This is a genomic window from Sinomonas gamaensis (assembly GCF_005876955.1).
Taxonomy (GTDB): domain Bacteria; phylum Actinomycetota; class Actinomycetes; order Actinomycetales; family Micrococcaceae; genus Sinomonas; species Sinomonas gamaensis.
This window is the reverse complement of the sequence record NZ_SSCL01000003.1, coordinates 247,747-269,791: the sequence shown is the minus strand read 5'-3', so window position 1 is coordinate 269,791 and position 22,045 is coordinate 247,747. Positions and strand designations below refer to the sequence as shown.

Here is a 22,045-nt window from a genome sequence, read left to right as displayed (position 1 = left end):
GGGCCGATCGGACCGGCTATTCTCGTGAGTGGTGCATTCCATCCCCGGGCACGCGGTCATTCGGTGGTTGCCGCCAATTCGATGAACGCGTGAGCGGTGTACGGGCGTGAGATTTGGTAGTCGAGTGACATGGGGACAGTGAACATGACAAATCCTCCTTCTGATTTTCCGGTTGTCCTCGCCGCCAACAATGGCGATATCGCCGGCGGCGAGGTCATGCTCCTTGCGCTTGCCGAAGCGCTCCGTGAACTCGGGAAAGAACCGCTCGTCGTCGGCATGGACACTCCCGCAGGCCTCGTCGAAACGGCGCGGAACCGCGGCTTCACGGTCGAGGCGCTGCGCGTGCGAGGCCGCGCCGAGTACATGCACGTGCTGCGCCGCTGGCGCAAAGAGCACCCCGAGGGGGTGCTGTGGTGCAACGGGCTGGTCCCAGCGGCGGCAACGTCCGGAATGGCCCGCCGAATCGTTCACCTGCACCAGCTTCCAGCAGGACCGCAGCGTGCCGCGGTGACGGTCGCTCGCCTCGGGGCAATGGCCACAGTGGTGCCGTCCGAATTCATGGCCAGCAGGATCTCGGGGGCCAAAGTCCTCCATAATTGGTCCCCCGCCCTCGAGCGGGTCGTCGTTCCCCGGGGCAAGGGTCCGCTCCGTCTAGGATTCCTGGGGCGCCCGTCAGAGGCGAAGGGAGTCCACATCCTGGCCGACGCCGTCAGCCTGCTCCGCCGGAGGGGGCAGGAAAAATACTTCCTCCGGGTGGCAGGAGAGCCGCGCTTTGTGGACGCACGGGAGCGGGTGGTTATCGAGAACCGCCTGCGCAGGCTGTCGGGTTCCGTCCAGCAGCTCGGCTGGATGCTCCCGGACGAGTTCTTCGGAACGATCGACATCCTCGTGGTGCCCTCGCTGTGGGAGGAGCCGTTTGGGCTGGTGGTGACCGAGGCAATGTCGGCGCGGGTGCCGGTCGTCGTCTCGGACGCCGGAGCTCTTCCGGAGGTCGTCGGCCCGGACCATCCCTGGATTGCCCGGGCAGGCGACCCGCGCTCGCTCGCTGATGCCATTGCCGCGGCGGCCTCCGCGCTGCCGGCGAGCGACGTCGTCGAACGCGCCCATATGCGATGGGCCGAACGTTTCTCGCCGGAGGTCGGAAGGGAGGCCCTCCGCGACCTGCTCACATCGCTGGGGCTGCTGCCGGAGGGTACGGCTGCACCGAAGGCTGAGGCAGCCACGTGATCGGTCCGGCGGCGTCCGTCATTGTGCCCACGCGTGGCGGCGTCCGGCGCCTCCCAGTCCTCCTCGCTGCACTGGCCGCGCAGGACTCCATGGACTTCGAAGTGCTTGTCGTCGTAGACGGCGACGTCGACGGGAGCGAGGAGGAGGTGAACCGTTGGCGCGATCTGCTCGATGTGCGGACGATCGTCTTCCCTGAGAACAGGGGGCGGTCGGCCGCCCTCAACGCCGGGGCAGAGGCAGCGGCTGGCGGGATCCTCATCCGTTCCGACGATGACCTCGAACCCCTGCCGGGGTTCGTGTCGGGGCACGTGACCCGCCATGCGGAGGGCCCTTGCGGCGTCGTCGGACTCACCACCAACGTGTTGCCCGAGACGCCCTACGCCCGGGCCTATGGAAGGAAGGCCGACAAGCGGGCGCTCGCCGAGGCGCTCGCCCTTCCGCCCGAGAGAACCTGGCGGCTCTGGGCAGCCAACGTCTCCGTCAGCGCGAGCGTGCATCGCGAGCTCGGCGGCTACGATCGCCGCTATCGACGCTACGGGTGGGAGGACGTGGACTTCGGCTACCGGCTTCACGCCGCAGGCATCCCCGTCATCGTCGCGCCGGAGCTCATCGCCCGCCACCACGGCGCATCCACCACCACCGCTGTCCGCGCTCTTCGTGCACTGCATTCGGGCGCCGCCCGCGAGGCATTCGAGGACATCCACGGACGCGAGGCTCTCGGTGACCGGGAGTCCGGGGGCGGCCTGTGGAACCGGATGGTCGGCGCAGGCAGCGCAATCGCCACGGAGCGAACCCTTGCCGCGTATGGCCGCGCGGTCGATGGGCTCGCTCGGCTCCTGCCGTCGGGGGTGGCGGAGAAACTCATCGCCCTCGGCGTCGAATCGGCGGGACTTGCCGGGATCCGTTACCCGTCCCGGGCACGGGCCGCGTTCTGAAGGGGACTCGTTTCACGAGGGGAATGATGGGGGAGAAGCAGCCGGTCGTCGCGATCGCACACGATTACCTGACACAGCGCGGAGGCGCGGAGCGAGTGGTGCTCGCCATGCTCCGGGCCTTCCCCGAGGCCAAGATCTACACCACGCTCTACGACCCTGACGGCACCTACCCCGAATTCCGCACGGCCGACGTCGTGACCTCACCGCTGAACAGCCTCCGGGTCTTCCGTCGGAACCATCGCTCCGCGCTGCCCCTCCTCGCCCCCGCGGCGCACGCGCTCAAGGTTCCGGCCGACGTCGTCATCACCTCCTCGAGCGGGTGGGCGCACGGGTTCCGGACTGCGGGACGGAGGTTGGTCTACTGTCATTCGCCGGCGCGCTGGCTCTACCTTTCGGACCAGTACCTCGGCCCTGGAGGGAAACGGAATCCGGCGGCGCTCGCCCTCGCTTCCTTGAAGCCCTTGCTTGTCCCATGGGATCGATGGGCGGCGGCGAGGGCGCACCGCTACGTGGCCAACTCGACCGTGGTGAGAGATCGCATCGGAGAGGTCTATGGCTTCGAGGCAGCCCTCTTCCATCCACCGCACAGCGTAGACGTCGCGGGACCTGTGGAGACAGTCGAGGGTCTCGAGGATTTCGTGGGAGAGGGCGGTCATTTCCTCGTCGTGTCGAGGCTCCTGCCGTACAAGAACGTGGACCAGGCAGTCGAGGCTTTCCGTGGCCTGAGCGAGCGGCTCCTCGTCATCGGTGATGGCCCCCTCCGAACCGCCTTGTACGGGCGGCTGCCCGACAACGTCCGACTTGTGTCAGGGCTTAGCGACGGCCAGATGCGGTGGGCCTATGCTCGGTCGAAGGCCCTCGTGGCGCCGTCGCATGAGGACTTCGGCATCACGCCGCTCGAGGCGGGCGCCTGGGGCAAGCCGACCATCGCCCTGCGGGCGGGTGGGTATCTCGACACCATCATTGAGGGGGTCACGGGCCGCTTCATTGAACGGCCGACGGCGGACGCCATCCGTGCGGCCGTCCTCGCCTTCGACGCGGGGGAGTGGGACGCAGAAATCATCCAAGCTCGCGTTGAGGACTTCTCGGAGGAACGCTTCCGCACCTGGTTGCGGGCAGAGGTGGCCTACCTCGCCAAGACCACGCGGTGAGAGCGGCGGTCAGGTCGTGGATCGTCCCGCCGTCAGGGACCGAACAGCTTCGCGCACTCGTTCCCGCAGCTCGGTGGCGTAGTCCGCGGGGCGGGGCTCCCGCAGGAGTTTCATCCGGAGGTGGTCCCGGTTGACCACCAGGAGCCCTCGGAGCAGAGCCCACCGTTCCCGGCCGGACCGGGACGCCCGCCATCTGGCCCGGAAAAACTCGACGCGGGTCCCTCCTCGGGACGCCACGTGCCAGATGTCATGGTCGGGGTGCCCCTGCCACTCAGCGAGCCGACCCGTGGCGGCGGCCAACGTGATCGAGGCGCCGACCTGTTCGGCGAGCAGCTCGAGACGCTCCCACTCTTCCCGTCCGAGAGCCTTCCTGACGAAATCCACATCGGATGCTCCGCGGTGCGGGTCTCGGGCCGCATGGAGGACGATGAGAAGCGCCTGGTGCTGGAGCACGGGTACCCGGCAGGGCCGGCCTGCTATCTGAGTGGAGTCGCGGCGGGCCCAGAGGAGCTCGAAGAAGGCCTCAGGTTCGAGCCCGACCCCGGGAAAGCTCCGGTGAATGTCGACGTGCCCCCACTGCTCGTTCCAGAGCGTCATCGCGTGCTGGAAGACGGAGCCCGTCCGAAACGACGTGACGGCTTCCCACCCGTCCGCGAGGAGGACTTCGGCGAGCCGCGCGGCATCGGGTGGCCGGACGAGCACATCCACGTCACTGCTGACGCGGCCCTCCTCGTAGAGGCTGCCGTGAGCGGCGTATCCCTTCATGTGCAGAAGGTCGACGCCGGACTCTATGGCGAGGTGCTCGATGAGGGCATGGGCCAGCTGGATGCGGTCGGCCTGCGGCAGATCGACGTGGGCCATCACGTCAGGGGCGTCCGTTCACCGCAGTGATCGAGAGGCTGACCCAGCGGGTGAAATCCATCACCGACTGAGTTGCCGGAGCATCCGCCGAGACTCCGCGGAAGAAGCGCCACAGATTCCGATGGACGCCCGAGCCCACGAGATGCCCCTTGCCGAAGGTCCCGTCGAGGCCACGGGCGTCCCGGTCCCAATCGATCATCGTGTACTCGACCGCATCCGTGCCCTCCACGGGGCGGCTCAGGATGACGACGCGTTGGTCAGGGGAAATGGCGCGCACATTGAAGGGAGTCGGGCCAGTATCGAGGAATGTGACCTTATCCCCGAGCGCCAGGCTGCGGAAGCTCATGGCGACCCCCCAAGTAATCTTCGATGCCAGTGACAGTGTAAGCGGTTACGCAAACACTTGTCATGGATGTTACGGAGGCATCACATCATGACGCCAGTCACACAAGCTATGTCGATGTGCGGCTTCCGTCCAGTGTCGGGGCAGTGGGATAGTGTCGGCCCATGGAGGACAAGCCATACGGCGCCCGTCTGACTGAAATCGGCGTCGCCTTCGCGGTGGCGACCGGCGTGGAGGCCGAGCGGGTCGAGGTCTGCCTCATTGACGACGACGGAGCCGAGTCCTGCTCGGACCTCACCAAGGCAGGGGAGGCGGACGGTGCAGTCCGCTGGGAGGCAGAAGTCGCCCGCGTCCGCGAAGGGCAGCTCTACGGCTATCGCGTCCATGGCCCGTGGCAGCCCGAACGCGGCCTCCGATTCAATCCCGCCAAACTGCTGCTCGACCCCTATTCGCTCGCCGTTGCAGGACGCTACGGGGGCGAGCAGGCAGTTCACGCGTTCGTGTTCGGGGAACCAGCTACCCTCGATCCGACCGATTCGCTCCCCTGCGCCCTCCTGTCGATCGTGTGCGATCACGGCGAGTACGACTGGGAACAGGATGCCCCTCCACGGCATCCCTACAACGAGACGGTCATCTACGAGGCCCACGTCAAAGGGCTTACACAGCTTCATCCCGCTGTGCCGGCCCAACTCCGGGGGACGTATCGCGGCGCGGCCCATCCCGCCGTCGTCGACCATCTCGCGAGCCTCGGGGTGAGCGCGATCGAACTCATGCCCGTCCACCAATTCCTCGAGGATCCCATCCTCACCGGCAAGGGATTGTCGAACTACTGGGGCTACAACTCCATCGGCTTCTTCGCCCCGCACAACGAATATTCGTCGAGCGGCGACCGGGGCCAGCAAATCGCGGAATTCAAGGACCTGGTCAAGGCCTACCACCAGGCGGGGATCGAAGTGATCCTCGACGTCGTCTACAACCACACCGCCGAAGGAAATCATCTGGGGCCCACCCTCTCGTACAGAGGGCTGGACAATGCGGCGTACTACCACCTCGTCCCGGGCGACGAGTTCTACTACATGGACTACACGGGAACGGGAAACACGCTCAACCTCGGGCATCCCCTCTCCCTGCGGCTCGTCGTCGATTCGCTGCGCTATTGGGTCACCGAAATGCACGTGGATGGATTCCGGTTCGATCTGGCGTCTGCCCTTGCCAGGGAAGACGGGAACGTGGATATGGTCTCGCCATTCTTCGAGCTCGTGGCCCGGGACCCGGTCCTGTCCAGGGTCAAGCTCATCGCCGAGCCCTGGGATGTAGGACCAGGCGGATACCAAGTGGGCAACTTCCCGCCCCAGTGGGTCGAATGGAACGGCAAATTCCGCGATTGCGTGAGGGACTATTGGCGCGGTGAGCCGGGAAAGCTCCGCGAGCTCGCGACGCGCCTCGCCGGATCGGCCGACCTGTACGAAGAGGAGGGTAGGCGTCCTTCGGCGTCCGTGAACTTCGTGACCGTCCACGACGGCTTCACCCTGCGTGACCTCGTCTCCTACAACCAGAAGCACAACGAGGCCAACGGCGAGGACAATCGCGACGGCACCGACGACAACAGATCGTGGAACTGCGGGTTCGAGGGACCGAGCGACGATCCGGCCGTCCTCGAACTCCGCGCGCGGCAGCAGCGCAACCTCCTCCTGACGCTCATGCTGGCCCAGGGAGTTCCGATGCTCTCCCACGGCGACGAACTCGGTCGCACGCAGGGCGGCAACAACAATGCCTACTGCCAGGACAATCCCACCACGTGGATCGATTGGCCGCACGGCGACCACGAGCTCTTGGAGTTCGTGCGGCGGCTCGTCCGGCTCCGCTCGGAACACCCAGTGTTCCGCCGTCGGCGCTTCTTCGACGGCACTCCCGTGGCACCAGCCGAGGGCGACCCCCTGCCCGACGTGGTCTGGCTGGACGCGGACGGATCACCCATGGGGGCGGGCGATTGGGACGAGGACTGGGCGAAGTCGCTCGCCTTCTTCCTCAATGGCGGCGCCGTCCCGGGACCCGGTGGGGCAAGCGCTGACTCCGACATGCTCGTCATCCTCAACGCGGCCGACAACGACGTCTCCTACACGATCCCAGCCGGCTATTTCCCGCGTAAATGGGCAACTGTGCTGACTACGTGTAGTTCGGCGCTGGTGGGGGAACGTACAGGGGCGGGGGAGGAGTTTGTGGTTCCGGCTCGAAGCGCGGTCGTCCTGGAGGCGGTCGACGATTGAGACGGTAACGCGAGGTTCATCACCCGTCGCTATGATGCGAGGCACCCGGGTCCCCGAGACCCACCACACCTGAGGAGCTACATGGAGATCTGGCCCGGCACCCCCTATCCGTTGGGCGCGACGTTCGACGGAACCGGGACCAATTTCGCCCTTTTCAGCGAAGCCGCAGAGAAGGTGGAGCTGTGTCTTTTCGACGCCGACCGGCGCGAGACCAAGGTCGAGATGACCGAGGTCGACGGCTTCGTCTGGCACTGCTACCTTCCTGAAATCCAGCCCGGCCAGCTGTACGGCTACAGGGTTCACGGAACGTATGACCCGAGCCAAGGACTCCGCTGCAACCCCTCGAAGCTGCTGCTCGACCCGTACGCGAAGGCCGTCCACGGTCAGCTCGATTGGGCCCAGCCACTGTTCTCGTACAACTTCGGGGATCCCTCGAGCCGCAACGACGACGATTCGGCGGCGCACATGATGCTCGGCGTCGTGACGAACCCCTTCTTCGACTGGGGCAACGACTCGCAGCTGGGCATCCCGTATCACGACACAGTGATCTACGAGGCCCACGTCAAGGGCCTGACCAACCTCCACCCGGAGATACCCGAGAATCAGAGGGGAACCTACGCCGGGGTGGCCAACCCCGCTGTCATCGCCCATCTGAAGAAGCTTGGTGTGACGGCGCTCGAGCTCATGCCCGTCCACCAGTTCGTGGACGACAGCACACTTCAGGACAAAGGCCTGCACAACTACTGGGGCTACAACACCATCGGCTTCTTCGCCCCGCATGCCGGCTACAGCTCGGCCGGCGACCTTGGATCGCAGGTCCAGGAGTTCAAGGCGATGGTCCGGGCGCTTCACGAGGCCGACATTGAAGTGATCCTCGACGTCGTCTACAACCACACCGCGGAGGGCAACCATCTGGGGCCCACGCTGTCCTTCAAGGGCATCGACAATGCTCGGTACTACCGACTCGTCGAGGACGACCCGCAGTACTACATGGACTACACCGGCACGGGGAACTCGCTCAACGCGCGGCAGCCCCATTCGCTCCAGCTCCTCATGGACTCGCTGCGCTACTGGGTCACCGAGATGCACGTCGACGGCTTCCGCTTCGACTTGGCCTCCACGCTGGCCCGCGAGTTCTACGACGTGGACCGACTCTCGAGCTTCTTCGAACTCATCCAGCAGGACCCCGTCGTCTCGCAGGTCAAGCTCATCGCGGAACCGTGGGACGTCGGCCCGGGCGGCTATCAGGTGGGCAACTTCCCGCCGCAGTGGACGGAATGGAATGGGAAGTACCGCGATACCGTCCGGGACTTCTGGCGCGGCGAGCCTGCCACGCTCGGTGAGTTCGCCTCTAGGCTCACCGGATCTGCCGACCTCTACGAGCGGGATGGGCGCCGGCCCGTCGCGTCCATCAACTTCGTCACGGCCCATGACGGTTTCACGCTGAGGGACCTCGTCTCCTACAACGAGAAGCACAACGAGGCCAACGGCGAGGACAACAACGATGGCGAGTCCCACAACCGCTCATGGAATTGCGGTGCTGAGGGCCCGACGAAGGATGAGAAGGTCCTCGAACTGCGCGCCCGCCAGCAGCGCAACTTCATCGCGACGCTCCTCCTGTCACAAGGCGTTCCGATGATCTGCCATGGCGACGAGCTCGGCCGCACGCAGCACGGCAACAACAACGCCTATTGCCAGGACTCCGAGCTCACCTGGATCAACTGGGATGCAGTGGACCGGCCGCTCGTCGAGTTCACGGCGGCGGTCGCGCGGTTGAGGGCCGAGCACCCGACGTTCCGACGGAGCAAGTTCTTCCTCGGCAAGCCGGTGCGGCGGGAAGAGGGGGATCGGCTCCCGGACATCGTGTGGCTTCGGCCAGACGGCGAGACCATGGTGCCGGAGGACTGGGACACGGCCTTTGGCCGTTCGGTCGCCGTGTTCCTCAACGGCAACGCGATCAATGGGGTGGACCGGCGCGGTCAGGCGATCACGGATGCCCACTTCCTGCTGTACTTCAACGCGCACGACGGCGAGGTGACGTTCCGCCTTCCGTCCGAGGAATACGCGCCAGGCTGGGACGTGCTGATCGACACTTCCGGTGATCTGCCGCATGGGAAGCAAGTCCTCGCCGGATCCGAACTTGGGATCGCTTCGAAGAGCCTTGCGGTCCTCAGGGCCCACGAGACCGCTCCGCTCGAGGCGGACCACTCGGTCGCGGCATCCCTCGCGGCGCTGGCCGAGAGCGAAGGCCGTGGGCAGGAGGAGCTCGAGGAGGCGCCGGCTGAGGAGGCTGCGCCCGAGGAGGCGCCTGCTGAGGGGGCTGTGGCCGAGGAGGCTCCTGCCGAAGAGGCGCCTGCTGAGGGGGCTGTGGCCGAGGAGGCGCCGGCTGAGGAGGCTGTGGCCGAGGAGGCGCCTGCTGAGGAGGCCCCGGCTGAGGACAGCCCGCGCGAGACCCCGCACAGGACGAAGCGCCAGGGGCCGACGAGGAGGGGCAAGGCCTGACATGCGTTACCCCTCCTCGACGTATCGACTTCAGATCCGCCCGAGCTTCACCCTCGATGACGCTGCCCGCCTCGTGCCGTACCTGCATCGGCTGGGCGTCGACTGGGTCTACCTCTCGCCGATCCTGACACCTGTCAGGGGGTCGGAGCACGGATACGACGTAGCGGATCCGACGAAGGTGGACCCCGACCGTGGCGGCGCGGAAGGGTTGACCCACCTGTCGGCGGCGGCGCACGACCGCGGCATGGGGGTGCTCGTGGACATCGTCCCGAACCATCTCGGCGTGGACGTGCCGGAGCAGAACCCATGGTGGTGGTCGCTCCTGAGGGAGGGTCGCGATTCGCCGTACGCCGAGGCGTTCGACGTCGACTGGGACGCAGGAGGCGGGAAGATCCTGCTGCCGCTGCTGGGGTCCGACGACGATCTCGACGGTCTCAAGGTCGACGGCGATCGGCTCTTCCTGGGAGAGCTGGCCCTTCCGGTTGCCCCGGGCACGGAGGGGACAGATGAGCCGAGGGCGGTCGCCGAGCGCCAGCACTACCGACTCATCCCGTGGCGCGAGGGGGACAAGCGGCTCAACTATCGCCGGTTCTTCACCATCACAAGCCTCGCCGGGGTACGCGTAGAGGTGCCATGGGTCTTCGACGAGGCCCACGCAGAGGTTCGAAGATGGTTCACCGAGGGCCTCGTGGATGGGCTTCGCATCGATCATCCTGATGGCCTCGCCGATCCCACGGGATATCTGCGGTGGCTCAGGGATCTGTCGGGCGGGGCTTACACGGTGGTGGAGAAGATCCTCGAACCGGGGGAATCGCTCCCCTCGGCCTTCGCGTGCGAGGGCACCACCGGCTACGACGCCCTCGGGCTCATCGACCGGCTCCTCGTCGACCCGGCTGGTCAAGAGCCGCTCGATCGGCTGGACCAGAAGCTGCGTGCGTCCGCCGGTCAGGCTGAGGGGGATGACGATGGGCCCGTCGACTTCGAGGAGCTGGCGCTCGAGGGGAAGCGGGAGATCGCGTCCGCCGCGCTCCGAGCCGAGATCCTTCGCCTGACGCGCTTGGTCCCCAAGGCGGGCGAGAGGCCCGAGGCACAGGCGCTCGTGGCGGCCGGGCCGGAGACGACCGAGGCCGCACTGGCAGAGATCGCCGCATCGTTCCCTGTCTACCGAACGTATCTTCCCGATGTGCCCAACGGCGTGCAGGTCTTGCACGGGGCCTGCGAAGACGCGGCAGCTGCGCGTCCGGACCTTGCGGATACAATCGAAGCCCTCGAGCCACTCCTGGCGGATCCCGGGACCGAACTGTGCCGCCGTTTCCAGCAGACCACGGGCATGGTCATGGCGAAGGGGGTCGAGGACACCGCGTTCTACCGGTACACGCGATTGGGCACCCTGACCGAGGTCGGCACAGACCCGGCAGAGTTCGCTGTTGGCCTCGACGAATTCCATGCCAAGATGGGGGACCGGGAGCGTGACAGCCCCCATTCCCTCACCGCGCTCACAACCCACGATACGAAGCGCAGCGAGGACGCCCGTGCCCGGATCACCGTACTGTCCGAGCTCGCCGACGAGTGGGCCGAGCTGCTGCCGAAGCTCCTCGAGCAGGCACCGCTCCCGGACGGCGGGCTCGCAAACCTCGTCTGGCAGGCGATCCTCGGGGCGTGGCCAGCGAGTGGCGAACGTCTCACGGACTACGCCCTGAAGGCCGCCCGGGAGGCGGCTCTGCGAACAACCTGGACGGACCCGGACGAGCAGTTCGAGGCTCAGCTGCGGGGCGTTGTGGGAGCAGCGACGTCGGACTCGCCAGCGAACCGGCTCATCGTCGACTTCGCGGCCAAAGTGGAGCCATACGGTGCCTCGAATGGGCTCTCAGCCAAGCTCATCCAGCTCGCCGCACCAGGCGTCCCCGACGTCTACCAGGGCACCGAGTTCTGGGATTGCTCCCTCGCCGACCCCGACAATCGGCGCCCCGTGGACTTCGAGGCTCGGGAGAAGGCCCTCGCCGCCCTGGACGAGGGCGTTTCGACGCCCGGCCCCACGTCCGCCGAGGCGAAACTCCTCGTGGTGTCCCGGACGCTCCGGCTGCGGCGGGAGCACCCCGAGCTCTTCGAGGGTTACGTACCGCTCGATGCCACGGGGCCAGCCGCAGAGCACGTGGTGGGATTCAGGCGCGGGGCGCGCGGCGCCGTCGTCCTTGCCACCCGTCTGCCGGTGGGCCTGGAACGCCGCGGTGGCTGGGGCGAGACGAGCATCGTCCTCCCCTGGCCGTCGCGCGACGTGCTCACCGGTGTGGTCCACGAACCGGGGCGTCTTCAGGTCGCCGCGGTCCTGGACGCGCTCCCGGTCGCACTGCTCATCCCGGAGGAGGAAACATCGTGACGACGCTCGACGACGCAGTACACGGCCCCGCATCGGTGTGGGCTCCGCGCGCGGAGCGAGTCGAACTCGTCCTCGGCGGCGAGCGCGTCCCGCTCGAGGACTCGGACGGCGGGTGGCGGGTGGTCCCGGTGGCCGACCGGGAGAAGGTGCGGGCCCAGCTCGCAGCGGGGGAACGCTATGGGTTCGCGCTGGACGGCGAGAAGGACGCCCTGCCCGATCCACGCTCGCTCCGCCAGCCCGACGGTGTTCACGCCCTCTCCGCGGGGTTCGATCCTTCGGCCCATGAGTGGGCTGACAAGGCCTGGACGGGACGCGCGCTCGCCGGCGGAGTCGTCTACGAACTCCACGTGGGCACGTTCACTCCCGAGGGCACTCTTGATTCCGCTGCCGCCCGATTGCCGTACCTTGCGGACCTCGGCGTCGACTTCGTGGAGCTCCTCCCGGTCAACGGGTTCAACGGGGCCTACAACTGGGGCTACGACGGAGTCCTGTGGCACACCGTCCACGAGGGCTACGGAGGCCCTGCCGCCTACCAGCGGTTCGTGGACGCGGCGCACGCGCATGGGATCGGCGTCATCCAAGACGTGGTGTACAACCACCTCGGCCCGAGCGGCAACTACCTTCCCCGCTTCGGACCGTACCTCCTCGAGGGCAGCGGGACCGGGTGGGGCGATTCCGTCAACTTGGACGGGCCGGACTCGGATGAGGTGCGCGCGTACATCCTCGAGAACGTGCGTCTCTGGCTTTCGGACTATCACGTGGACGGCCTCCGGCTCGACGCAGTCCATGCGTTCGTCGACCGTCGCGCCATCCCGCTCCTCGAGGAGATCGCGACGGTTGCGGAGGGGATCGAACACGTGACGGGCCGGACCAAGGTCCTCATCGCCGAGTCCGACCTCAATGACCCGCGGATCATCTCACCCCGTGAACGCGGAGGCGACGGGATCCACGGCCAGTGGAGCGACGACTACCACCACGCGGTGCACGTGGCGCTCACCGGAGAGGACGAGGGCTATTACGCGGACTTCGCGGACCCCACGGCCCTCGCAAAGGTCCTCCGCGGCGGTTTCTTCCATGACGGAACGTATTCGAGCTTCCGCGCCCGCTGCCATGGGCGGCCCCTCGATCCCGCCGTGATCAAGCCGACGCAGCTCGTGGTCTGCAGCCAGAACCATGACCAGGTGGGCAACCGGGCAGCAGGAGACCGGCCGAGCGCGAAGCTGGACTACGACGGGCTTGCGGTCGCGGCCGTGCTGACGATCGCCTCCCCCTTCACGCCGATGCTCTTCATGGGCGAGGAATACGGGGCGCACACCCCGTGGCAGTTCTTCACGTCCCACCCCGAGCCTGAGCTGGCCAAGGCGACCGCGGAGGGGCGTCTGCGCGAGTTCGAGAAGATGGGCTGGGACCCAGCGCTCGTGCCGGATCCGCAGGATCCGGAGACGCGTGCGCGTTCGGTCCTGAACTGGAACGAGGCAGAAACGGACGACGGCGGTCGCCTGCTGTCGCTATACCGTCGCCTCATTGCGGCTCGTGGAGAGCATCCTGGCCTGTGGGCGGCGCGCTTGGACGAGACCGAGGTGGTCGCGGGCGGCGACGGCGAGGGGCGTTGGATCGCCTGGAGCCGCCCGGGGGTAACCGTGGCAGTCAACCTCGGCTCGGGACCCGCCGACGTCGAGCTCCCTCGCGGCGGGCGAGTGATCGTGTCGACGCGCGAGGCGATCCGTGTGGAAGGCGGGCGTTGTGTGTTCCCCGGCCGCGGCGCCGTCGTCCTCGCTCATGAGGAATCCGCCGACCAGTGAGGCGTGCCCCCTCGGGCACAGTGAAGGGCGCCGTCCGGCAGTGCCGGGCGGCGCCCTTGGTCAGTGAGTATTAGGCCCTGCGTCGCGTAATTGCTCCCCAGATGAGCAGGACGATGATGGATCCGACAATGGCCGTGATCCAGGTGCGGATCTCGAAGAACGATCCGAGGGTGTTGAATCCGAAAATAAGGCCACCGATGAGGCCGCCGAGCCACGCTCCGACGACGCCAAGGATGAGGGTAGCGATCCAGCCACCGCCCTGCTCGCCAGGGAGGATGGCCTTCGCAATGGCCCCGGCGATGAGGCCGAGGATCAGGAATCCGATGAAACCCACGTTATTCTCCTTCTGCTGGTGCGCTTCCGGTAGAGAACTACGTATGCCGGCTGACCCGCTTTTTCTAGCACGCCGAGCCGGCGCAGTCACGCATTGGGGCGGGCTGATGCCGAATCTTTATGCCCAGCCGCGGCCGATACGATGGCGTGCGTGACCTACATCGCAGACGCTAGCCGCTACGGCTCCATGCAGTACAACCGAGTAGGCCGGAGCGGACTCAAGCTTCCGGCTATCTCCCTCGGCCTCTGGCACAACTTCGGCGACGACAAGAATTTCGAGGAGCAACGCGCAATCCTGCGACGCGCTTTTGACCTCGGCGTCACACATTTCGACCTTGCCAACAATTACGGACCCCCGCCCGGCAGCGCGGAGTCGAACTTCGAACGGCACCTGAGGGAGGACTTCCGGCCCTACCGAGACGAGCTGATCATCTCGACGAAGGCGGGCTATTTCATGTGGGACGGGCCCTACGGCGAATGGGGCTCGCGGAAATACCTCATTTCGAGCCTCGACCAGTCCCTCAAGCGGATGGGGCTCGAGTACGTGGACATCTTCTACAGCCACCGCCCCGACCCTGACACGCCGCTCGAGGAGACGATGGGCGCGCTCGACTACGCGGTGCGCTCGGGGCGCGCTCTGTACGCCGGCATCTCGTCCTACTCGCCCCAGCAGACCCTGGAGGCCGCGCAGATCCTCCGCGACCTTGGCACCCCTCTGCTGATCCACCAGCCCCGCTATTCGATGGCCGACCGGTGGACCGAGCAGGGAAGCCCCAACCTCTACGAGGCGCTCGATGAGGTGGGAGCCGGCTCCATCGTCTACTCGCCGCTAGCACAGGGCCTCCTGACCAATCGGTACCTCAAGGGAATTCCGGAGGACTCGCGGGCGGCCAAGGAGCAGTTCCTCAAATCGTCATCGATCACCGAGGACAAGGTCTCCATGGTCAGGGACCTCGACGCGATCGCGCAGGGGCGCGGCCAGACTCTGGCCCAGATGGCCATCTCGTGGGTACTCCGCCCACAGCCGTCGGGTGCCTCGCCCGTAACGTCTGCGCTGATCGGCGCCTCGTCTGTCGGGCAGTTGGAAGACTCCCTCGGTGCGCTCGGGGGCCCGGAGTTCCTGGACGACGAATTGGTGCAGATCGATTCGATCCTCGCGGCCCATTAGGCCTTCGGGATCATCAGCGATGGGTGGGGGAGACGTTCGTCGTCCTGCGCCGCCCGAACACGTAATAGAGGACAGGGCCGCCTGGGTTCGCGAGGATCGCGGCGAACCAGGCGGCCTTGGGGCCCACCACCTGCTCCCGGGGCCGCCTGACGAGGTCGCGCCACGCAACCACCTTGAGCGCCAGTTGAACCGCGCCGACGGCGATCACGGTCGCGCGGGTGCGCGGGCTCAGGTCTTCCCACTTCTTCTTGTTCGGGCGACGTGCCATAGCCTTGGCCTCCTGTGACATGCTGTGAGACGAGTTTAGGCGTCGCCGGCCTTCACCGGGCCGGTAACGAGAACTGCAAGTGCAAGGAGAACTGTGTCTGAGAATCCGATCCGCGTGGCCATCGTCGGCGTGGGCAACTGCGCCGCCTCCCTTGTGCAGGGCGTGCACTACTACCGTGACGCCAACCCCGAGGACACCGTCCCCGGCCTCATGCACGTGAAGTTCGGCCCGTACCACGTCAGCGACCTCGAGTTCGTTGCTGCGTTCGACGTCGATGGGAAGAAGGTCGGGGTCGATCTCGCCGAGGCCATCACGGCCAGCGAGAACAACACGATCAAGATCGCGGACGTGCCCCCGACTGGCGTGACGGTCCAGCGTGGGCACACCCTCGACGGACTCGGCAAGTACTACCGCGAGACGATCGAGGAGTCGGACGCCGAGCCCGTCGACATCGTGGCCGCCCTCAAAGACGCCAAGGTCGATGTCCTCGTGTGCTACCTCCCGGTTGGCTCCGAGAAGGCCGCCAAGTTCTACGCGCAGTGCGCCATCGACGCGCACGTGGCGTTCGTGAACGCGCTGCCGGTGTTCATTGCCGGGACCCCCGAATGGGCTCAGAAGTTCACCGATGCCGGCGTCCCGATCGTGGGCGACGACATCAAGAGCCAGATCGGCGCGACGATCACGCACCGCGTGCTCGCCAAGCTGTTCGAGGACCGCGGCGTGACCGTGGACCGGACGTACCAGCTCAACGTCGGCGGCAACATGGACTTCAAGAACATGCTCGAGCGCGAGCGGCTCCAGTCCAAGAAGATCTCCAAGACGCAGGCCGTGACCTCGAACGTCGAGGCCGAGCTCGCCGAGCGCGACGTCCACATCGGCCCGAGCGACTACGTCGAGTGGCTCGACGACCGCAAGTGGGCCTTCGTTCGCCTAGAGGGCCGCAACTTCGGCGACGCTCCCGTCTCGCTGGAGTACAAGCTCGAAGTGTGGGACTCGCCGAACTCGGCTGGTGTCATCATCGACGCCGTCCGCGCGGCCAAGATTGGCCTGGACCGTGGCGTCGGGGGCCCGCTGACGTCCCCGAGCGCATACTTCATGAAGTCCCCGCCGGAGCAGCGCGCCGACGACGTCGCACGTGCCCAGGTGGAGGCGTTCATCCGCGGCGAGGTCGAGCGCTAAGCCTTCAACTCGTCACACCCACGGGAAGGCCCTCGCGTCCTTGGAGGCGCGGGGGCCTTGTTTCGTGCTTTCGGCGATGAGAGGAGGAGTGGGATCCCAAATCGGGATCCCAAACTCTTGACTGTGATGGACGCCACCGCCTACCATCGTTCTTGGGATCCCAACCCGGGATCCCAGAAACGTTGCGCACCTCCCTCGGGCTAGTCCGTCTTCTGCGGACGAGCCCTTCCCGATGACGTGAAGGAGGACACGTGTCCCTTCAAGAGGAAACCTCGCCCCATGGCTCTGCGGGAGCTGCCGAAACAACCGCAGAGGCACCGTCGGCCAAACGGACCAACGTCCGCTGGAAGCTCTTCGTCCTGCTGCTCGTGCTGGTCACGGTGAATTACGTCGACCGTGGGTCCATCTCTGTGGCCCTGCCGATCATCCAGAAGGAGTTCAACCTCACTCCCGAGCTCGTGGGGCTCCTGCTCTCGGCCTTCTTCTGGACCTACGCCCTCATGCAGGTTCCAGTGGGCTGGCTCATCGACCGCTTCGGCCCCCGCAAAGTCGTGACGGCATCCTGCATCGGCTGGGGTGCGGCAACCGCCGCCTCGGGACTGGCAGGCAGCTTCCTCAGCATGTTCATCGCCCGCATGGGCATCGGCATCACGGAAGCCGGTGTCATGCCCGCGGGCGGCAAGCTCAATGCCCTCTGGATGCACTCGAAGGAGCGCGGACGCGGTGCCACGATCCTCGATGCCGGCGCACCGCTCGGCGCGGGCGTCGGCGGCATCCTCATCACCTGGCTGATCGCCGCCGCGGGCGGATGGCGCGTCGCGTTCATCGTCGCGGGCATCGCGACCGTCATGCTCGGCGCGCTCGTCTGGTGGTACGTGCGTGACAATCCGCGCCGGCACCGCGCGGTCAACGAGGCCGAGGCAGACTACATCGAGGCCTCCCACCGTGCCGAGGACGAGGCCGCACACGCCACGGGAAGCACGTCCCGCCGCGGACTCCTGCCCTACCTCAGGTTCCGTTCGTTCTGGGCCATGTGCTTCGGCTGGCTCGGCTTCAACGGGGTGTTCTACGGACTGCTCACATGGGGACCGCTGTACCTCGCTCAGGCCAAGGGCTTCAATCTGAACACCATCGGCTGGTCGACCTTCGTGATCTTCGGCGCCGGCTTCGTCGGCGAGATCCTTGGGGGCACGCTCGCCGACCGCCTCCGGGCCAAGGGCTACGCGGCGAACCTCGTCATGCGGACGCTCCTCGGCGCGTCGAGCCTGATCGTGACAGGGGGCCTCATCGGGGTGACCATCGTCGGGGACCCGATCACCGCCGTCGTGCTTCTCTCGGTGGTGCTGTTCTTCCTCAGGTGGGTCGGCCTCTTCTGGGCGGTGCCAGCAACGCTCGGCGGGCGGACCAATGCCGGTGTACTCGGGGGAGCCATGAACCTGAGCGGGAACATTGCGGGCTTCGTGACCCCGATCGTCGTCGGCTTCATCGTGGGCGCCACCGGCGGATACACGTGGGCGCTGCTGTACTTCGTCGCGTCGGCGATCGTCATGGGCCTCTCCGTTCTGACCCTCGACTACAGCAAGCGGCTACCCGTGTAGCACTTCATCGGCGGGGGGCGCGCCCGCGCGGCGCCGCCCCCCCCCCCCCAACGCAGAGAGAGAAGGGGACCCACGCGCCCCCCACGGGTCTACGCGTTTTGATGTTCATCGGCGGGCGCCGAGCCTGCTCGGCGCCCGCCCCCACCTGCATGGTCGAATGGACCAGGACCGCATCGCTGCACACCATCGCAGCCCAACCCGAGAGGGAATCATGGCACAGCCTGCCGAGGAGTCGCAGCGCGAACGACCGCTGCGCGAGGTCATCCGGGACACGCTGCGCTCCCGCATCTTCGAGGGCCACTACGCGCCCGGAACCCGGCTCATCGAACGCGATCTCGCTTCCGAGTTCAACGTCTCGCGGCTTCCGGTGCGGGAGGCGCTGCGGATGCTCGCCCAGGAAGGGCTCCTCGCGGAGCGTGCTTCCCGCGGATCGGTCGTGGCCGGCCTCAGCGAAAAGGACGTTGAGGATCTGTTCGACGTCCGGCTCTCCCTCGAAGTCCTCGCATGCCGCCTCGCCGCGCAGCGAGCCACGCCCGAGGACATCGAACGACTCGAGGCACTCCTCGATCGGGCCACGGACGCCCTGGCGCGCGGAAGCATCAACGAGGCGCACCGCGAGAACAGCGAGTTCCACGATGAGGTCACCCGGATCGCCGACAACGGCTTCCTGCGCACCGCGCTCGAGCCGCTTCAAGGCCGCATGCATTGGCTCTTCCGGCATGTCACAGATCTCCCGGAACTGGTCCAGGAGCATCGCGACCTGTTGGCGGCGATCGCGAGCGGGGATCCAGAGCGGGCTGCCGAGCAGTCGGCCCATCACATTGGCAAGTACAGACAGCAATACCCGGACACCGTCTAGCGCCTCTGGCTGGACGCAAAGGAATCACCCATGAGACTTCTCGTCGTCAATCCGAACATCAGTGATGACGTCACCGAACTGATCCGCGCCGAAGTGGAGCGGTCGGCGGCGCCCAGCACCGAACTGGTCGTACGCACGGCCCCCTTCGGCGTCGAATACATCGAGACGCGTTTCGAATCCCTCGTCGCTGCCGGGGCCTTGGCAGAGGTCATCGCCGAGCACTGCACGCACGGCAACGGAGCCGGTCGCGTCGATGGCGTCGTTGTCGCTGCCTTCGGCGACCCCGGCATGCCAGCGCTCAAGGAACTCGTTGACGTCCCAGTCCTCGGCATCACGGAAGCCGCGCTGTGCGCCGCGGCGCTTCAAGGTCACCGGTTCTCGATCATCGCGATCTCCGATCGGATCACGGCTTGGTACCGCGAATGCGTCGAGCGCTTCGGCTTCGGCTCCCGCCTCGCCTCGATCCGTTCCATCAAAGAAGCACTCCGTGGGATCGGCACTGTCCAGGAAGACTTCCGGCCGACCCTGATCGAGCTAGCGCGGCTCGCCGTCGCCGAAGACGGGGCCGACGTCGTCATCCTGGCCGGGGCGCCGCTCGCCGGCCTAGCGCGAGACGTTGCCTCCGAAATCCCGGTGCCGGTCGTCGACGGGATCGCCGCAGGCGTCCGGCTGGCCGAAGCCGTCGTCGCCCTCGGCAGCGGCGTGCACCGCGCGGGGTCCTTCGCCGCACCGCCTCCCAAGCGCCGCGCGGGCCTGTCGCCCGCTCTCGATTCCGCGCTCGATGCGGCCCAGCTCGCTGACCGCCAGAACGCGGTGCTTGCCAGGGAAGGAGGTGCGCTCTGATGGCCGATCTCGTCATCGCGAACGGCCGCGTGGTCAACGCCTCGGGGACCCGGTTCGCGCACGTTGTGGTCGACGGCGGCCGCGTCGCCGAGGTTGTCGATGCCACTGAGGCGGTCCCAGCAGCCTCACGGATCATCGACGCGGCGGGCCGGGCGGTGATACCCGGCGGGGTTGACGCCCATTGCCATGTGGCGCAGGTGACCGGACGCTACCGGACCCTCGACGACTACGAAGTGACGTCGAAGGCCGCCCTGTGGGGCGGCACCACGACGATTCTCGACTTCGGCATCCCCCGCGATCGGACCGAGACCCCGCTCGAAGCCGCCATGAACAAGCTGGCCCTCGCTCGGGAGGCACGCTGCGACGTCGCCCTCCACGGTTCGGTGATCACGTGGGACGAGACAGTCCCAGCGCAGCTCGAGGAGCTTGCCGAGCTTGGCATCTGTTCGGTCAAGCTCTATATGACGAACCGCGGCTCGACCATGGCGGACAACGACACAGTGCTCAAGGTGATGCACGAGATGGTGCGGCTCGACGGGCTCACCTACGTGCACGCCGAGCACGACGCGATGATTGTCGACTGCACTCAGGCGCACGCCGAGGCAGGGGAGATCGGGATCGAGCACCTCCACGAGAGTCGCCCCGAGCTTGCGGAGGAGGCATCGGTGCGGGAGGTCATCGCCATGGCCGAGTACACGGGGGCGCCTGTGTACTTCGTCCACCAGTCCACACCCGGCGCCGTCGACCTCGTGACTCGCGCGCGCCGCCGGGGACTTGCGATCCACTCCGAGACCTGCCCGCACTACCTCGTGCTTGATGACGGCGTCTACGCCTCGCGCTTCCCTGAGTGGTACGCGTGCTGCCCGCCGATGCGCTCGCCGGAGACCGTCGCGGCCTTGCGCGAGCGCGTCTCGGACGGTGCGATCCACACGGTCGCGAGCGACCACTCGTGCTATGACCTGTCCCAGAAGCGCGAGCGGATGGATGACCTCCGCGAGATGCCGCACGGCCTGCCGGGGGTGGAGACACGCATGCCGGTGACGTTCACAGCGCTGGCTGCTGCGTGGACAAGGGAGGACGAGGGGCTGCTCGAGCGCTTCGTAGAGCTGTTCTCCACAGCACCGTCGCGGATCAACGGGCTCGCGGGCAAGGGCGTCATAGCGCCGGGCTACGACGCCGACTTGGTGGTGTTCGACCCGTCCGAGCTTCGGACGGTCAGCGGGGTCCGGCTCCACATGGGCACGGACTTCTCGCCGTTCGACGGCCGGGAGCTGCGTGGGTGGCCCCACGTGGTGATTTCCGGAGGACGGGTGGTCCTCGACGACGACGGATTCCATGACCCCGGTCCCGTGGGCCGCTTCATCCCACGAACTGGCTATCGGGAGGCCGCTGCTGCCCTGCCTCCCGCCGTCGCCTCGCTTGTCGCGCCAGGTTCGCTGGTAACAACAGGGAAGGGAGCATGACCATGGCGCCTTCGACACGCCCCGCGCGCCTCGGGATGATCGTCCCCTCTTCCAATACGTGCGTTGAGCCGATGAGCTACCGGATTCTGGCGGACCGCGAAGACGTCACCATCCACTCGACGCGGATCGCCGTCACCCGCATCGCGCTCGACGCGGGTTCAGACCGCCAATTCGACGTGGAGGGGATGCGTCGCGCCGCCGAGCTCCTGGCAACGGCGGATGTGGACGTCATCGCCTGGAACGGCACCTCGGGCTCCTGGCTGGGCTTGGACCACGACCGCGAGATCGTGGACGAGGTCACTGCGACGACCGGAATCCCGGCGACGACCTCGACGCTCGCCTACTTCGACGCGTTTCAGGAGTTCGGCACCAAGTCGGTCGGCCTCCTGACGCCCTACACCGCCGACGTCAATCAGGAAGTTGTTGAGCGGTACGCGGCCGAAGGGATCCGAGTCACTGGGCACCGCGCCCTCGGACTGAGCGACAACGAGTCGTTCGGCCGCGTGGCCCCAGAAGAGCTCGTCCCCGGTTCGCTCGAACTCGCGGCAGGCCGTCCGGACGCGCTCGTGTATCTCTGCACGAACCTCTACGGGGCCCCCATCGTCGAGGAGATCGAGGCGCGCACCGGCATTCCCGCCCTTGATTCAGTCGCCGTGACGCTGTGGCGGTGCCTGCAGCTCGCCGGTGCACCCCTTGTGGATTCGCGCTGGGGCAAGCTCCTCGCGTGACCTTGCCCAAGGGCACACGTCGAGGGCGCAGGTTGCGGTCCTGCGCCCTTGACGTCGGCACGGCCCAGGCGTAGACCGAAGGGGTCATCGGGCCTGCCCTGGCTGGGCACTGTATCGGGGCGGCCCCCAATCTGGTCTCGG

General features: G+C 66.9%; 18 protein-coding genes. 14 read left to right on the top strand and 4 right to left on the bottom strand.

Features of this window, described 5'->3' with window-relative positions; all coding sequences use genetic code 11:
- The first annotated feature begins 144 nt into the window (after nt 1–144).
- The 3 genes from E5679_RS06005 to E5679_RS05995 are packed head-to-tail and all read left to right on the top strand — an operon-like array spanning nt 145 to nt 3,313.
- On the top strand, nt 145–1,227 hold the full coding sequence (locus tag E5679_RS06005; protein ID WP_171042259.1) for a glycosyltransferase: 1,083 nt from the start codon (nt 145–147) through the stop codon (nt 1,225–1,227).
- A complete protein-coding gene (locus E5679_RS06000; protein ID WP_138414157.1) occupies nt 1,224–2,162 on the top strand; it encodes a glycosyltransferase family 2 protein in 939 nt (312 codons plus the stop codon). Before E5679_RS06005 ends, E5679_RS06000 begins: the two co-directional genes overlap by 4 nt.
- A gap of 26 nt (nt 2,163–2,188) precedes the next feature.
- Nucleotides 2,189–3,313: a glycosyltransferase gene (locus E5679_RS05995; RefSeq protein ID WP_212746909.1), complete on the top strand. Its 1,125-nt coding sequence runs from the start codon at nt 2,189–2,191 to the stop codon at nt 3,311–3,313.
- Between the two features lie 9 nt (nt 3,314–3,322).
- Here the strand turns inward: E5679_RS05995 and E5679_RS05990 are convergent, their stop codons facing one another.
- Nucleotides 3,323–4,174 carry a nucleotidyltransferase family protein gene (locus E5679_RS05990; protein WP_138414155.1) on the bottom strand — a complete coding sequence of 284 codons (852 nt, stop codon included), beginning with the start codon at nt 4,172–4,174 and terminating at the stop codon, nt 3,323–3,325.
- A 4-nt stretch (nt 4,175–4,178) separates the two neighbouring features.
- Nucleotides 4,179–4,520: a hypothetical protein gene (locus tag E5679_RS05985; RefSeq protein WP_138414154.1), complete on the bottom strand. Its 342-nt coding sequence runs from the start codon at nt 4,518–4,520 to the stop codon at nt 4,179–4,181.
- Between the two features lie 161 nt (nt 4,521–4,681).
- On the opposite strand from E5679_RS05985, the gene glgX (E5679_RS05980) reads away from it, so the two are divergent.
- The 4 genes from glgX (E5679_RS05980) to treZ all read left to right on the top strand — a co-directional run bounded on the left by glgX (E5679_RS05980) (nt 4,682) and on the right by treZ (nt 13,465).
- Nucleotides 4,682–6,784: a glycogen debranching protein GlgX gene (glgX, locus tag E5679_RS05980; protein ID WP_138414153.1), complete on the top strand. Its 2,103-nt coding sequence runs from the start codon at nt 4,682–4,684 to the stop codon at nt 6,782–6,784.
- An 81-nt stretch (nt 6,785–6,865) separates the two neighbouring features.
- Complete coding sequence (gene glgX, locus E5679_RS05975) at nt 6,866–9,286, top strand: glycogen debranching protein GlgX (protein ID WP_138414152.1); 2,421 nt, start codon at nt 6,866–6,868, stop codon at nt 9,284–9,286.
- Between the two features lies 1 nt (nt 9,287).
- Complete coding sequence (gene treY, locus E5679_RS05970; RefSeq protein WP_138414151.1) at nt 9,288–11,663, top strand: malto-oligosyltrehalose synthase; 2,376 nt, start codon at nt 9,288–9,290, stop codon at nt 11,661–11,663.
- The gene (treZ, locus tag E5679_RS05965; RefSeq protein ID WP_249335982.1) at nt 11,660–13,465 is read left to right on the top strand and encodes a malto-oligosyltrehalose trehalohydrolase; all 1,806 of its coding nucleotides are present in this window, start codon (nt 11,660–11,662) and stop codon (nt 13,463–13,465) included. Before treY ends, treZ begins: the two co-directional genes overlap by 4 nt.
- A 70-nt stretch (nt 13,466–13,535) precedes the next feature.
- Here the strand turns inward: treZ and E5679_RS05960 are convergent, their stop codons facing one another.
- Nucleotides 13,536–13,799 carry a GlsB/YeaQ/YmgE family stress response membrane protein gene (locus E5679_RS05960; protein WP_138414150.1) on the bottom strand — a complete coding sequence of 88 codons (264 nt, stop codon included), beginning with the start codon at nt 13,797–13,799 and terminating at the stop codon, nt 13,536–13,538.
- A 150-nt stretch (nt 13,800–13,949) separates the two neighbouring features.
- On the opposite strand from E5679_RS05960, the gene mgrA reads away from it, so the two are divergent.
- Nucleotides 13,950–14,966 carry an L-glyceraldehyde 3-phosphate reductase gene (mgrA, locus tag E5679_RS05955; RefSeq protein WP_138414149.1) on the top strand — a complete coding sequence of 339 codons (1,017 nt, stop codon included), beginning with the start codon at nt 13,950–13,952 and terminating at the stop codon, nt 14,964–14,966.
- A gap of 13 nt (nt 14,967–14,979) precedes the next feature.
- Here mgrA and E5679_RS05950 read toward each other — a convergent pair whose 3' ends face one another.
- On the bottom strand, nt 14,980–15,234 hold the full coding sequence (locus tag E5679_RS05950) for a PLD nuclease N-terminal domain-containing protein (RefSeq protein WP_138414148.1): 255 nt from the start codon (nt 15,232–15,234) through the stop codon (nt 14,980–14,982).
- A gap of 93 nt (nt 15,235–15,327) precedes the next feature.
- Here E5679_RS05950 and E5679_RS05945 point away from each other — a divergent pair, with 93 nt between their 5' ends.
- The 6 genes from E5679_RS05945 (at nt 15,328) to E5679_RS05920 (ending at nt 21,904) form a co-directional block, all read left to right on the top strand.
- Complete coding sequence (locus tag E5679_RS05945) at nt 15,328–16,413, top strand: inositol-3-phosphate synthase (protein WP_138414147.1); 1,086 nt, start codon at nt 15,328–15,330, stop codon at nt 16,411–16,413.
- A 251-nt stretch (nt 16,414–16,664) separates the two neighbouring features.
- Complete coding sequence (locus E5679_RS05940; RefSeq protein WP_138414146.1) at nt 16,665–18,011, top strand: MFS transporter; 1,347 nt, start codon at nt 16,665–16,667, stop codon at nt 18,009–18,011.
- A gap of 211 nt (nt 18,012–18,222) precedes the next feature.
- On the top strand, nt 18,223–18,870 hold the full coding sequence (locus E5679_RS05935) for a GntR family transcriptional regulator (protein WP_138414145.1): 648 nt from the start codon (nt 18,223–18,225) through the stop codon (nt 18,868–18,870).
- A gap of 30 nt (nt 18,871–18,900) precedes the next feature.
- On the top strand, nt 18,901–19,713 hold the full coding sequence (locus E5679_RS05930; protein ID WP_138414144.1) for an aspartate/glutamate racemase family protein: 813 nt from the start codon (nt 18,901–18,903) through the stop codon (nt 19,711–19,713).
- Nucleotides 19,713–21,176: an amidohydrolase family protein gene (locus E5679_RS05925; protein WP_138414143.1), complete on the top strand. Its 1,464-nt coding sequence runs from the start codon at nt 19,713–19,715 to the stop codon at nt 21,174–21,176. The genes E5679_RS05930 and E5679_RS05925 overlap by 1 nt, the downstream gene beginning before the upstream one ends.
- On the top strand, nt 21,173–21,904 hold the full coding sequence (locus E5679_RS05920) for a maleate cis-trans isomerase family protein (protein ID WP_249335981.1): 732 nt from the start codon (nt 21,173–21,175) through the stop codon (nt 21,902–21,904). The genes E5679_RS05925 and E5679_RS05920 overlap by 4 nt, the downstream gene beginning before the upstream one ends.
- The last annotated feature ends 141 nt before the right edge of the window (nt 21,905–22,045 follow it).